Origin of the sequence: Pseudogulbenkiania sp. MAI-1, from assembly GCF_000527175.1 — a bacterium.
Classification (GTDB): Bacteria; Pseudomonadota; Gammaproteobacteria; order Burkholderiales; family Chromobacteriaceae; genus Pseudogulbenkiania.
In genome coordinates this window covers 905,806-918,339 of sequence record NZ_AZUR01000001.1, presented here as the reverse complement: position 1 = coordinate 918,339, position 12,534 = coordinate 905,806, and the positions used below count along the sequence as shown (strand labels likewise).

General features: G+C 64.1%; 12 protein-coding genes. 4 read left to right on the top strand and 8 right to left on the bottom strand.

Annotation, left to right across the window (positions count from 1 at the left end; genetic code table 11):
- The first annotated feature begins 109 nt into the window (after window positions 1-109).
- Window positions 110-280 (top strand): phage integrase N-terminal SAM-like domain-containing protein, encoded by a 171-nt coding sequence (locus PSEMAI1_RS22460; protein WP_156943180.1) that lies wholly within the window; start codon window positions 110-112, stop codon window positions 278-280.
- A 106-nt stretch (window positions 281-386) separates the two neighbouring features.
- On the opposite strand, the gene PSEMAI1_RS0104190 is transcribed toward PSEMAI1_RS22460, so the two are convergent.
- Window positions 387-1,913, bottom strand: coding sequence for a fumarate hydratase (locus PSEMAI1_RS0104190; RefSeq protein WP_024301658.1), 1,527 nt, complete (start codon window positions 1,911-1,913; stop codon window positions 387-389).
- Window positions 1,914-2,277: 364 nt separating this feature from the next.
- On the opposite strand from PSEMAI1_RS0104190, the gene fumC reads away from it, so the two are divergent.
- Window positions 2,278-3,660, top strand: a complete 1,383-nt coding sequence (gene fumC / locus PSEMAI1_RS0104185) for a class II fumarate hydratase (protein WP_024301657.1) — start codon at window positions 2,278-2,280, stop codon at window positions 3,658-3,660.
- A gap of 184 nt (window positions 3,661-3,844) precedes the next feature.
- Here the strand turns inward: fumC and gcvA are convergent, their stop codons facing one another.
- Window positions 3,845-4,753: a transcriptional regulator GcvA gene (gcvA, locus tag PSEMAI1_RS0104180; RefSeq protein WP_024301656.1), complete on the bottom strand. Its 909-nt coding sequence runs from the start codon at window positions 4,751-4,753 to the stop codon at window positions 3,845-3,847.
- Between the two features lie 187 nt (window positions 4,754-4,940).
- Here gcvA and PSEMAI1_RS0104175 point away from each other — a divergent pair, with 187 nt between their 5' ends.
- Window positions 4,941-6,260, top strand: coding sequence for an NAD(P)/FAD-dependent oxidoreductase (locus tag PSEMAI1_RS0104175; RefSeq protein ID WP_024301655.1), 1,320 nt, complete (start codon window positions 4,941-4,943; stop codon window positions 6,258-6,260).
- A 168-nt stretch (window positions 6,261-6,428) separates the two neighbouring features.
- Here the strand turns inward: PSEMAI1_RS0104175 and PSEMAI1_RS0104170 are convergent, their stop codons facing one another.
- Together PSEMAI1_RS0104170 and PSEMAI1_RS0104165 are read right to left on the bottom strand one after the other, a co-directional pair.
- Window positions 6,429-6,935, bottom strand: a complete 507-nt coding sequence (locus PSEMAI1_RS0104170; protein WP_024301654.1) for a DUF1993 family protein — start codon at window positions 6,933-6,935, stop codon at window positions 6,429-6,431.
- 58 nt (window positions 6,936-6,993) lie between these two features.
- Window positions 6,994-7,653 carry an isoprenylcysteine carboxylmethyltransferase family protein gene (locus PSEMAI1_RS0104165; RefSeq protein ID WP_024301653.1) on the bottom strand — a complete coding sequence of 220 codons (660 nt, stop codon included), beginning with the start codon at window positions 7,651-7,653 and terminating at the stop codon, window positions 6,994-6,996.
- A gap of 284 nt (window positions 7,654-7,937) precedes the next feature.
- On the opposite strand from PSEMAI1_RS0104165, the gene PSEMAI1_RS0104160 reads away from it, so the two are divergent.
- Window positions 7,938-8,366 carry a LysR substrate-binding domain-containing protein gene (locus PSEMAI1_RS0104160; RefSeq protein ID WP_024301652.1) on the top strand — a complete coding sequence of 143 codons (429 nt, stop codon included), beginning with the start codon at window positions 7,938-7,940 and terminating at the stop codon, window positions 8,364-8,366.
- A gap of 61 nt (window positions 8,367-8,427) precedes the next feature.
- Here the strand turns inward: PSEMAI1_RS0104160 and PSEMAI1_RS0104155 are convergent, their stop codons facing one another.
- From PSEMAI1_RS0104155 to PSEMAI1_RS0104140, 4 genes are all read right to left on the bottom strand, one after another.
- Window positions 8,428-9,786, bottom strand: a complete 1,359-nt coding sequence (locus PSEMAI1_RS0104155) for an aspartate aminotransferase family protein (RefSeq protein WP_024301651.1) — start codon at window positions 9,784-9,786, stop codon at window positions 8,428-8,430.
- Window positions 9,787-9,804: 18 nt separating this feature from the next.
- Window positions 9,805-10,887, bottom strand: coding sequence for a chemotaxis response regulator protein-glutamate methylesterase (locus tag PSEMAI1_RS0104150; RefSeq protein WP_024301650.1), 1,083 nt, complete (start codon window positions 10,885-10,887; stop codon window positions 9,805-9,807).
- Window positions 10,888-10,961: 74 nt separating this feature from the next.
- Window positions 10,962-11,780, bottom strand: a complete 819-nt coding sequence (locus tag PSEMAI1_RS0104145; protein ID WP_024301649.1) for a protein-glutamate O-methyltransferase CheR — start codon at window positions 11,778-11,780, stop codon at window positions 10,962-10,964.
- A 198-nt stretch (window positions 11,781-11,978) separates the two neighbouring features.
- Entirely contained in the window at window positions 11,979-12,533 is a 555-nt protein-coding gene (locus PSEMAI1_RS0104140; protein WP_024301648.1) for a chemotaxis protein CheW, read from the bottom strand.
- Window position 12,534 lies beyond the last annotated feature (1 nt).

Genomic DNA, 12,534 nt, shown 5'->3' with positions numbered 1-12,534 from the left:
AGAAGTAGGCGTCCTAAAAGACGTATTTTTTACGTCACCATCCAGAATGCATGGCAACAATCATGCTGGACAGCATGCCACAGGACGGTCTATGACGGAAGCGTACTAAATAACAACCGGGAAATACGTCAGGTCTACTCCTCCACCCAAGCTGCGCGATCAGGTCAGCGACCTCATCCGCCTCAAGCACTACAGCCTGCGTACCGAAGAGGCCTACACCTACTGGATTCACATCTCCATACGCTTTCATCGGTTAAGCCATCCCTGTGAGATGGGCTAGCCGAAAAACAAAACACCCCCGCCTGCATTGCAGACGGGGGTGTCGGGTTGCCTTCCGGCCAGCGTAGGCCGAAGGAATTCAGCTAGCGTTCAAGAACGCTCCGCCATCAGGCGGTAGCGACCGGAATCTTGCCGATCTTGACGCGCCATTCGGCCGGGCCGGTGTTGTGCACCGAGGTGCCACAGGAGTCGACCGCCACGGTCACCGGCATGTCTTTCACTTCGAACTCGTAGATGGCTTCCATGCCGAGGTCTTCGAAGCCGACCACCTTGGAGGCCTTGATCGCCTTGGAGACGAGGTAGGCGGAGCCGCCGACGGCCATCAGGTACACGGCCTTGTTGTCCTTGATCGCTTCGATCGCTGCCGGGCCACGCTCGGCCTTGCCGATCATGCCCAAGAGGCCGGTCTGTTCCAGCATCTGGCGGGTGAACTTGTCCATGCGGGTGGCGGTGGTCGGGCCAGCCGGGCCGACCACTTCGTCACGCACCGGGTCGACCGGGCCGACGTAGTAGATGAAGCGGTTGGTGAAGTCGACCGGCAGTTTCTCGCCCTTGTTCAGCATGTCGACCATGCGCTTGTGCGCGGCGTCGCGGCCGGTGAGGATCTTGCCGTTGATCAGCAGCACGTCGCCCGGCTGCCAGCTGGCCACTTCTTCCTTGGTGATGTTGTCCAGGTCGACGCGCTTGCCGTTGGAGCTGTCGTAGGTGATGTCCGGCCAGTCTTCCAGGCTCGGGGTTTCCAGGTGGGCCGGGCCGCTGCCGTCCAGATGGAAGTGGATGTGGCGGGTGGCGGCGCAGTTCGGGATCATGGCGACCGGCAGGCTGGCGGCGTGGGTCGGGTAGTCCAGAATCTTGACGTCGAGCACCGTGGTGAGACCGCCCAGGCCTTGCGCGCCGATGCCCAGCGCGTTGACCTTCTCGAAGATTTCCAGGCGCAGCGCTTCGACCTTGGTCAGTTCCGCGCCGCTGTCGGCCTTGGCCTTGAGTTCGTGGATGTCGACGTGGTCCATCAGCGATTCTTTGGCCAGCAGCATGGCCTTTTCCGGGGTGCCGCCGATGCCGATACCGAGGATGCCCGGCGGACACCAGCCGGCGCCCATGGTCGGCACGGTCTTGATGACCCAGTCGACGATGGAGTCGGACGGGTTGAGCGCGTAGAACTTGGATTTGTTCTCGGAGCCACCGCCCTTGGCGGCACAGATCACTTCAACGCCGTCGCCTTCGACGATCTCGAAGTGCACCACGGCCGGGGTGTTGTCCTTGGAGTTCTTGCGCAGGCCGGCCGGGTCGAGCAGTACCGAGGCGCGCAGCTTGTTATCCGGGTTGTTGTAGGCACGGCGTACGCCTTCGTTGACCATCTCCTGCACGCTCAGGGTGCTGTCCCACTGCACCTTCATGCCCACTTTCAGGAACACTACGGCGATACCGGTATCCTGGCAGATCGGACGGCGGCCTTCGGCGCACATGCGGCTGTTGATCAGGATCTGCGCCATGGCGTCCTTGGCGGCCGGGCTTTCTTCGTGCTGGTACGCTTTGTACAGCGCGTCGATGTAGTCTTTCGGGTGGTAGCAGCTGATGTACTGGAAGGCATCCGCGATGCTCTGGATGAAGTCTTCCTGACGGATGATGGTCATGAGGCTGTCTCGCAAAAACGTGGGGTGATGACGAGTGGCCAGCGGGCTGGCCGCGGGAGCCGCTAAGAGCAGCCGTCCGGATGGAGTGCGGCGTGGCTGTCCTTAGCGGCCCAGCCGGTGATTGTAACACCGTTCCGGCGCCGGCTTCCGCCTTGTCGCCCCTATAGCCGGCTGCTAGGCTTCATGCAGCACCTGTTCACGATCTTGCCGGGCGCCCTTGGGCGTGGTCCCGCCGGTCGGAGCTCATCGCCGATGGGTTGCGCTCTGCTCCACCCATCCTAACGAGCTACTTCGATCCACGATCCGCTCACGGCACATCGCGAAGCAGGTTCGGAACATGCTTCTCGTGCAGGGGAGATCGTCAATGTCCATCCGCATGGAACGCGATACCTTCGGCGAAATCGCCGTCCCGGCCAAGCGGCTGTGGGGAGCCCAGACCCAGCGTTCGCTGGAGAATTTCCGCATCTCGAGCGAAAAGATGCCACCGGAGCTGATCGTGGCGCTGGCGCAGGTGAAGCGCGCCGCCGCCAGCGTCAACGTCGAGCTGGGCTTGCTGCCCGACGATCTGGGAGCGGCCATCGCCGCCGCCGCCGGCGAGGTGATCGCCGGACGCCATCCGGAGGAGTTTCCGCTGGCGGTGTGGCAGACCGGTTCGGGCACGCAGTCGAACATGAACATGAACGAGGTACTGGCCAACCGCGCCAGCGAGTTGATGGGCGGCGAGCGTGGCGAGGCGCGCCTGGTGCACCCGAACGACCACGTCAACCGCGGCCAGTCGTCCAACGATGTGTTCCCCACCGCGATGCATGTGGCGGCGGTGGCGGCACTCGAGGAACGGCTGCTGCCGGCGCTGGATACGCTGGCCACCACGTTGGCGAACAAGGCACTGGCGTTCACTGACATCGTCAAGATCGGCCGTACCCACCTGCAAGACGCCACGCCGCTGACGCTGGGGCAGGAGTTCTCCGGCTACGTGGCGCAGCTGGCGCACAGCCGGCGCCATCTGGAGGACGCGCTGCCGCACTTGTGCGAGCTGGCACTGGGCGGCACGGCGGTCGGCACCGGGCTCAACGCCCATCCGGAATTCGCAGTGCGTGTGGCACAGCGCTTGGCCGAAGACACCGGCCTGCCCTTCGTCACCGCGCCCAACAAGTTCGAGGCGCTGGCGGCGCACGATGCGCTGGTGCACGCCCACGGCGCGCTGAAGACGCTGGCCGGCGCCTTGATGAAGATCGCCAACGACGTGCGCTGGCTGGCCAGCGGGCCGCGCTGCGGCATCGGCGAGATCACCATTCCGGAGAACGAGCCGGGCAGCTCGATCATGCCGGGTAAGGTAAACCCGACGCAGAGCGAGGCGCTGACCATGGCCTGTGCCCAGGTGTTCGGCAATGACGTGGCGGTCAACATCGGCGGCGCCAGCGGCAACTTCGAGCTCAACGTGTTCAAGCCGCTGATCATCCACAACTTCCTGCAGAGCGTGCGCCTGCTGGCCGACGGCATGACGAGTTTCAACGAGCACTGCGCGGTGGGCATCGAACCCAACCGGGCGCGCATCGACGAGTTGCTGGAAAAATCGCTTATGCTAGTGACGGCGCTCAATCCGCACATCGGCTACGACAAGGCGGCGGCCATCGCCAAGAAGGCGCACAAGGAGGGGCTGACGCTGCGCGAGGCGGCGCTGGCGAGCGGCTTTGTGACGGCGGAGCAGTTCGATGCCTGGGTGAAGCCGCAGGACATGGTGGGTTAAGAAACTGTTCTGAGCTTGTTTGCACGGGCTCTCCATCGGCGATGGGTTGCGCTGCGCTCCACCCATCCTACGGGCCTCCGGACCTGCGCAGTTCCTGGTGGGGCTTGTGTTACGCGGGACGTGAGTGCCCCGGCGATGGGTTGCGCTGCGCTCCACCCATCCTACGATCTGTGTACCGTCACTCCTACGGCTGCAGCGTCTGGCGATACTGTTCCGCCTGGCCGAGCAGCCAGCCGACGAAGGCCTGGAGCGTGGTGGATGCCTGCTTGTTTTCCGGATAGACCAGGAAGTAGCCCATCTCACTTTGCAGCGGGATGTCGAACGGCGTCACCAGCGAGCCGGAACGGATTTCTTCCTGCACCAGAAAGCGCGGCACGAGGGCGACGCCCATGTGCGCCCGCGCCGCCTCCACCAGCATCGAAAACAGCTCGTAGCGCGGGCCGACCATGGCGTTGAGGTCGCTGGCCCCGGCGGCGGCAAACCACTTGTGCCAGGCATCGTGGCGGGCCGACAGGTGCAGCAGCTTGAGCCGGATCAGATCCTCCGGCCGCGGGCATGGCTGCCTCTCCAGCAGCGCCGGACTGCACACCGGGATCATTTCCTCGCCGAACAGGTGGTCGGCGTGGGCCCCCGGCCAGACCCCGCTCCCGAAGTGGATGGAGGCATCGAACACCGTGTCGGTGAAGATGAAGGGATCGGAGCGGGTGGTGATATTGATGGTGATATTGGGATGGGCGGCATAAAACTGCGGTAGACGCGGGATCAGCCAGCGCGTGGCGAAGGTGGGAACGGACGCCAGCTCGATGACTCCGCCCGAGCCTTGATGGGCCATGATGGACAGGGTGCTGCGCTCCATCCGGTCGAGGTTCTCCCGGACTTCCCGGGCATAGACCTGCCCCGCTTCGGTCAGGCTGACGCGCCGCTTGATGCGGTGAAACAGGGGAATCCCCAGCATCTCTTCCAGCGCGGCGATCTGCTTGCAGACGGCACTTTGCGTCAGGGCCAGTTCTTCGGCGGCCCGGGTAAAGCTCTGGTAGCGCGCCGCCGTTTCGAAGGCCTGCAGTGCCTCGATGCTGGGTATCTTTCGCCTCACCGATAGTTCCTATCGCTCACAATGTGCTGAATTTATATCGCTTGTCGCCGTGGACTGAGACCGGGCAAATTAGCCGCACACAGCTTCGTTTTCCGCCATTCTAGCTCCCCTTCCCTTCACATCAAATAAGGGGGATTGTGCGCCAAAGGAAGCACCACCCATTGTTAACGCCTTCCCGGAGACAGCCATGCCCTCATCCCGCACGCCGAACATCGTCATTGTCGGAGGAGGAGCCGGCGGGCTGGCCCTGGCGACGCGGCTGGGCGATACCCTGGGGCGCAAGCAGCAGGCCCGGATCACCCTGGTCGACTGCGCTCGCGCCCATATCTGGAAGCCCCTGCTGCACGAGATTGCCGCCGGCAGCATGACGCCGGCCAAGGAAGAGCTGGACTACCTCGCCCAGGCTCGCTGGCACGGCTTCCGCTTTTGCCTGGGCCGCATGGACGGGCTCGACCGTCGCGAGAAGGTCGTCCACGTCGCCCCCACCCTGGATGCCGATGGCCAGGAACTGATTCCCCGCCGCCGCATCCCCTACGATGTGCTGGTGATGGCCGTCGGCAGCGGCACCAACGATTTCGGTACGCCGGGCGTGGCACGCCATGCGATCAGCCTGAATACGCCGGAGCAGGCTTCGCATTTTCATCAGCGCATGGTCAACGCCTGCATCCGGGCCAGCCTGCAAGCCGAGCCATTGCGCCCGGAACAGCTGCACATCACCATCATCGGCGGTGGGGCGACGGGCGTCGAACTGGCGGCGGAGTTGCGCAACACGACGCGGGAACTGGTGGCCTACGGGCGGGAAAGCATCGACCCAGACCGGGATATCCAGCTCACCCTGATCGAAGCCGGCGAGCGCATCCTCCCGGCCCTGCCGCCCGAGCTGTCGGGCAATGCGCGGCGCCTGCTGGAGAAGCTGAACGTGTCGGTGTTCACCGGGGAAAGGGTCACCGAGGTTACCGAAACGGCGGTCGTCACCGCCAGCGGTAAGCGCATTCCGTCGGAACTGGTGGTCTGGGCGGCGGGGGTCAAGGCTCCCGACTTCCTCAGTCAGCTGGATGGGCTGGAAACCAACCGGCTCAACCAGTTGGTGGTCACCCCCACCTTGCAGACCACGCTGGACCCGGACATTTTCGCGCTGGGGGATTGCGCCGCCTGCCCGTGGGAAGAGAAACAGGGATGGGTGCCTCCGCGTGCCCAGGCCGCCCATCAGCAGGCCACCGTGCTGCTGGCCAACATCCAGCGGCACCTGCAAGGCAAGCCGCTGCAGACGTTCCACTACAGGGATCTGGGCTCGCTGATCTCACTGGGCAAATACAGCACGGTGGGCAGCCTGATGAGTTCGCTGTCGCGCAAGAGCCTGTTCATCCAGGGGCAATTCGCCCGCCTGATGTATTTGTCGCTCTACAGCAAGCACAAGATGGCCCTGTACGGCCTGGGGCGGACGTGCCTGGCCACCATCGGCCGTGTCCTCAGCAAGCGGACCGAGCCCCAGGTCAAGCTGCACTGAGAGCCGCTAACAAAACCCTCTTGGCGTTGTTGCGCTCGCGTGCGAATCTTTGATTCGCCCAGCAAGCACTTGCCGTACTACTTGTACTGTCTGCGGCCGCGCGCCTAGCCAAGACCGTTGCACTGGGTTTTGTTGCGGCTCTAAGCACAGTTGATCGGCACAAGAGCATCACACCCCACCTAGGTAATCCATCTTGCCGAGCTCCACGCCGTTGTGGCGCAGGATGTCGTAGGCGGTGGTCAGGTGGAAGTAAAAGTTGGGCAGGACGAAGCCCAGCAGGTAGCTCTGCCCGGTGAAATGGATTTCCCGGCTGCGCACCTTGAGCGTGATCGGGCGCTCCTCGCTGCCGTCGATCTGCTCCGGCGTGATGCCCTTCAGGAAGGCCACGGTCTTGGCGAGGCGCTCCTGCAGCTCGGGGAAGCTGGTTTCGGTGTCGGGGTAGCTCGGCACCTCGAGGCCGGCCAGCCGCGCGGCGCAGCCCTTGGCGCTATCCGATACGCTTTGCACCTGGCGCACCAGCGGGAACATGTCGGGGGCGAGCCGGGCCTGGAGGAACACCTCCGGTGCGATGTTCTTCGCTTCGGCATGAGCGGCGGCCTTGTCGAGGATGGCCGCGAGATTGTTCAAGCCGCGGATCAGCCCCGGGACGGAGGCTTGGTACATGGAGAGGGACATGCGCTGACTCCTGAATGGACAAGGATCAGGCCCATGCCTGATCCGGGGTGGTAGAACATCAATATAGCCAAGGAATCAGCCGCCAGGTGCGGGCGCAGTAGGCCTCGTACTCCGTCCCGAACTGCTCGTGCAGCAGCGCTTCCTCGGAACGGATGCGTGCGATGAGCGGCGGGATGATCAGTGCTGTCAGCAGCACGCCGACTCCCGAGCGGAACACCAGAGCCCATCCCAGCGAGTTGACGAGCAGGCCCAGGTAGCTGGGGTTACGGATGACGCGGTACACCCCGCTCGTGACCAGCGTATGGCCGGGCTGGATGGCGACCAGTCCGCTGAAGCGGTAGCCCAGCACGAACACCGGCCAGATCCGCAGCACACCGCCGGCGGCGAATAGCACGACGCCCAGCCAGCGCACACCCTCCTCCCCGAGTACCCACACCCCCAGCCGTTCGGTATAGGCCGGCAGATAGGCGGAGAGCAGGCCGAGCAACCCGAAGACGGGAAGCACCCAGCGGTTGGCCCGGTCCTCGCGCACACCGGGGCTCAGGTTGCCACTGCTGAAGGCCGTCACGCCGGACATCACCACGACGGCCACTACCAGGGCAATGCGGGCAGGATGGGAGAAGAAGGTTGCCAGTCCACCCGCACCGAGCACGGCCAGGCCGAGCGAGACCAGCGTTCCCGCTGCGGTAGCGCCAACCAATCCGGGAGAGGGTTTCATGGTTTCCTCACTGCCAAAGATTCTCTCTACCAGCGTAGAACCATTACCCGCCATCCGTCTGCAACGCGCCGGGGCAATCGCTTGTCTTAGTAACAGAGCGCCTGGTATCCGTCGGGCGCTCCGTGCCGCCCCGGCCGTGCTCGCACTGCGCTCGGTCACGGCGCTGTATCAGCGATAGGGATCAGCGCCGGGGACGCCAGCCGGCCGCGCCTTGGTGGCACTTAGACATCGGCCGTGGCAAGAAGGGGCTGCAGCAACCTCCCCTCATAGACAATGCACTTGCCGTGACGGATCACCGTGCGCTGCGGCGGACGCATCACGATGGCCTCGCCTACGGTTTCCGCCGGCAGCAGCAGGAAGTTCGCCGGCCTGCCCTGTTCCAGCCCGTAATCGGCCTGGTGGTGTTTCCAGTTGGCGGGCTATACCGCGACGAAATGATTCACGCGCTGGAAAGCAGTGGCCGCCGCTGGCGTATCAGCTACAGCAGCGCCAGCCTGGCCAGTATCCGCTCGGCGGTGGCCAGCGGACTGGGCGTCAGCCTGTTGCCGGCGCGGCTGGCACTGCCCGTCCACCGCGTGCTGACAGACCGCGAAGGCTTTGCCTCGCTGCCATCTCTGGAACTGGTCTTGCATTGCCGCCCCGAAGCGCCCCAACGGGTGCACGATCTTTCCAGCCGGCTGCGAGCGCTGTGCAAAATGGTGATGGCTAACTAACCGGATCGCACAAGCCCTGCCCTCTTCGGCAAGGCATCAAGCCACAAGCACCACGGCCCTCCTAGCGTACTGCGGCCACGAATGCCGCGAATGCCGCCACCAGCCGGTCGACGTCCGCTGTGGTGGTGTCCGGGCACACCAGCATCATGTTGTGGAACGGCGTGATCAACAGCCCGCGGTTGAGCAGGAACAGGTGCACGATATGCTCCAGTTCGCTGTCGAGAACCTTGTCGGCCTCGCTGCCGTTCTGCGGCGGCGTCGGGGTGAACTGGAACTCGGTGCGCGCGCCGACCCGGGTCACGCACCACGGCAGCCCTTGCTCGTCGATCACGCGACGCAGACCGGCGGCCAGCCGTTCGGCCAGGGCGAACATGTACAGGTAGGCTTCGTCCGTCATCACCTCGGCGAGGTTGGCGCGCATCGCCGCCATGGCCAGCAGGTTGGCGGTGAGCGTGGTGCCGATGCCGCTGTGGCCGGGCGGCGCGTTGCGCTTGGCCTCCTCGGCACGGCGCGCCACCTCGGCGCTGAAACCGTACACCGCGCACGGCACACCGCCGGCCACCGGCTTGCCCAGCACGAACAAGTCCGGCTGCAGGCCATGAGCGCGGGTGTAGCCGCCGGGTCCGCTGCTGATGGTGTGGGTCTCGTCGATCAACAGCAGTGTGCCGTAGCGCCGGCACAACGCCTGGGCCGCCGGCCAGAAGCCCGGCTGCGGCAGCACCATGCCGATATTGGTCATCGCCGGCTCGGCCAGCAGGCAGGCCACCTGGCCATCCTGCAGCGCGCCCTCCAATGCGGCCAGATCGTTGAATTCCACGCTGCGGGTATGCTGGGTGAGGTCGTACACCTGACCCAGCAGGCTGTCGCGCGTTTGCGGCCGGCCGTCCACCAGGTCGACGAACACGTCGTCCACCGTGCCGTGGTAGCAGCCGTTGAAGACCAGCACCTTGCTGCGCCCGGTCACGGCGCGCGCCCAGCGGATGGCGAAGCGGTTGGCATCCGACGCCGACAGGGCAAACTGCCAGTACGGCAACCCGAAACGGCGCGCGAGTTCCTGTGCCACCCAGACCCCGTCTTCGCTGGGCAGCATGGCGGTCAATCCCCGCTGCGCCTGACGGGCGATGGCCTCGGCCACCGGCTTGGGGCTGTGGCCGAACATGGCGCCGGTGTCGCCCAGGCAGAAATCCACGTAATCATGGCCGTCCACGTCCTGGAAGCGTGCCCCCTGCGCGGCTGCCACATACAGCGAGCACGGCGTGGACCAGTCGTTCATCCAGTGCAGCGGCACGCCGAACAGTAGATGCCCGCCAGCGGCGGCCGATAGTTCGCGCGAGCGAGGCATGCGGGCGACGAAGGCCTCGCGCTCGGCAACGTAGAGCGCCTGCGCCTTGTCCCAGTCGATACCATGACGTGTGGCCATGGAGGTCTCCTTCACATTTCAGTGACCATAATGTTCGATAACGGTTGCGATCCGATCCAATGGAATGACTTCATCGACGCCGCCGAGGGCGATGGCCTCCTTGGGCATACCGAACACCACGCAGGTGGATTCGTCTTCGGCAATGGTCCGGGCGCCGGCTTCTTTCATTTCTTTGAGACCGCGCGCGCCGTCATCCCCCATCCCGGTCATGATGACGCCAAGGGCGTTGCGGCCAGCGAATTTGGCGCACGAACGGAAGAGCACGTCGACGGAAGGACGGTGCCGGTTGACCAGTGGGCCCTCTCTTATTTCGACGGTGTACTGGGCACCGCTCCGTGCCAACAGCATGTGCTTGCCGCCCGGCGCGATCAAGGCGCGCCCTGGGATCACCCGGTCGCCTTGACGCGCCTCGCGTACCTCAACCTGGCATAGCTTGTTGAGCCTTTCCGCGAACATGGCGGTGAAGCGCTCCGGCATGTGCTGGACGATCACGATGCCGGGACAGACCGCCGGCAGGCGAGTCAACACGGCCTCCAGCGCCTGGGTGCCGCCGGTCGACGTGCCGATCGCCACGATGCGTTCCGTGGTGCGGACCATTCCCGCGCCGCGCCCCAAGCCGCCGCTGATCACCGCGTCGGCGGACAACTTGGGGGGCGGCACCACTACTGGCGCCACCCGCGCCATCAACCGGCTGACATTGGCGCGGGCGGCCGCCCGCACTGCCTGCACGATGTCGTTGGCGCTGTCTTCGAGGAACTGCTTCACCCCCATCTTGGGCTTGGTAATAATGGCGGCCGCTCCGGCGGCCAGGGCGTTCATCGCCGCGGTGGTACCGCTTTCCGCCAGGGATGAGCAGATCACCACCGGTGTCGGCCGCTCGGCCATGATCTTTTTCAGGAAAGTCAGGCCATCCATCCGCGGCATCTCGATATCCAGCACGATCACCTCCGGCCAGTCACGCTGCATGTGCGTCAGGGCAAAGAGCGGATCCGAGGCGGCGCCGATCACCCGTATTCCAGGATCGTGCTCCAGTGCTTGCCGCACGACCTGCCGCACGACGGCAGAATCATCCACGATCATCACTTTTATTTGCTTGTTCATTGTCCTGATCCCTATGGCGGGAGGTCATCTCCCATCTTGTCCGGGGCGCGAAGCGTGAAAATGCCTGCGACGTTTCATTGCCGGAATTCGGGCCGGCAATACAGGGTCGGCCGTATTGAAACCAGCTCGCTGGTGACGCCGTTCAGGGTTTCCGAATGGCCGACGATAAAGACTCCATCGCGTTTGAGATGGGGAAGAAGGTTTGCCACCACCTTCCGCTTCGTGTCGCTATCGAAATAAATCATCACATTGCGCAAAAAAATGAGATCAAACTGACCGAGGTCCGCGGCTTCCAGCGTGGTCAGATTCAATTGGCGAAACGCCACACGCTCGCGCAATGATTGCTCGATGAGGAACGTGCCCTCTTGGCTACGCACCCCTTTAAGGCAATATGCTTTTAGCAAATTTTTTTCAATATCATGGGCGCGCTCCATGGGATATAGCCCCCGTTCGGCCCGCTCAAGCACGGTCTTGCTGATGTCGGACGCCAGAATCTCCCAATGACCTGACAAGCTCAGCGTTTCTGCCAACGTCATGGCAATTGAATAAGGCTCTTCTCCCGAAGAGCAGGCCGCGCTCCAGACCCGCAATGGGCGGCTCCGCCGCTTGCTGGCAAATTCGCGCAGGAAATGAAAGTGGGCCGGTTCGCGGAAAAAACAGGTCTCGTTCGTGGTCAGCAGATCGACCATGAGCTGCGCCTCGGCAGGGTGCTCGCCGCTGGTGACCACGCGATAATATTCGCCAAAATGCTGCAGCCCAAAGTGGCGAAGCCGTTTGGTGAGGCGTCCGACCAGGAGCACCTTCTTGCTTGGAACAAGATTGATCCCCGCCAGGCGATAAATCAGCCGCTGGAACAAAACGAATTCATGGTCGGAAATGGTCGGGTTTTCCATAGGCACCAACGTGGAGAGAAATGGACCAGAGTGCGCCATGCCACATCCGCGCGTAGCCGGCGTGCTCGCCGACTAACCGGATGGCGCCAGCCACTGAAGAGACGGCATCGCCTGCCCAATCGAGATCAGGCCCAACGACCGCCCTGCATCGTTGGGCTTGCCATCCAATGCCCCCATCACGACCGTGACGAGGATTGGCTAGCCTCCGCTTCCGCTCTCCTGCCCCACCAAGGCGATCTGGCTCATCTCGTCGATCGAGAGCACACGGTCCAGATCGAGAATGATGACGAAGCTGCCCGCCACCTTGCCCATGCCACGAATGAAGTCGGCGCGGATATGGGCACCGAAGGCGGGGGGCGGTTCGATCTCGCCCGCCGGAATTTCCAGCACCTCGTTCACGCTGTCGACCAGGATTCCGATGTCCTGCCGAGCGGCGCTGCCATCGACGAGGTGATGCATTTCGACGATGACGATGCAGGTGCGGCGTGCCACGGCGGTCGGCGGTGCGCCGAAGCGCGCCGAGAGGTCGATGACCGGCACGACGGCTCCGCGCAGGTTGATCACACCACGGATGAAGGCCGGCATCAGCGGGATCTCGGTCAACTGGCCATACTCGATGATCTCCTTGATATTGAGAATGCCGACAGCGAACACCTCGGCGTTCAGCGTGAAGGTCAGGTATTGCTGGATGCCGGGGTCGGCCACGGGCGCGGCCGGTGCGTCGTAGCGGGCAAGCGCGGTACTTTGTCCCATG

Excerpts from the sequence above, each read along its gene's own strand:
- PSEMAI1_RS0104190 (WP_024301658.1), bottom strand. The coding sequence starts at position 1,913 with ATGACCATCATCCGTCAGGAAGACTTCATCCAGAGCATCGCGGATGCC.
- PSEMAI1_RS0104155 (WP_024301651.1), bottom strand. The coding sequence starts at position 9,786 with ATGGCCACACGTCATGGTATCGACTGGGACAAGGCGCAGGCGCTCTAC.
- PSEMAI1_RS0104140 (WP_024301648.1), bottom strand. The coding sequence starts at position 12,533 with ATGGGACAAAGTACCGCGCTTGCCCGCTACGACGCACCGGCCGCGCCC.
- PSEMAI1_RS0104165 (WP_024301653.1), bottom strand. The coding sequence starts at position 7,653 with ATGAAACCCTCTCCCGGATTGGTTGGCGCTACCGCAGCGGGAACGCTG.
- PSEMAI1_RS0104150 (WP_024301650.1), bottom strand. The coding sequence starts at position 10,887 with ATGAACAAGCAAATAAAAGTGATGATCGTGGATGATTCTGCCGTCGTG.
- fumC (WP_024301657.1), top strand. The coding sequence starts at position 2,278 with ATGTCCATCCGCATGGAACGCGATACCTTCGGCGAAATCGCCGTCCCG.
- PSEMAI1_RS0104145 (WP_024301649.1), bottom strand. The coding sequence starts at position 11,780 with ATGGAAAACCCGACCATTTCCGACCATGAATTCGTTTTGTTCCAGCGG.
- PSEMAI1_RS0104175 (WP_024301655.1), top strand. The coding sequence starts at position 4,941 with ATGCCCTCATCCCGCACGCCGAACATCGTCATTGTCGGAGGAGGAGCC.
- PSEMAI1_RS0104170 (WP_024301654.1), bottom strand. The coding sequence starts at position 6,935 with ATGTCCCTCTCCATGTACCAAGCCTCCGTCCCGGGGCTGATCCGCGGC.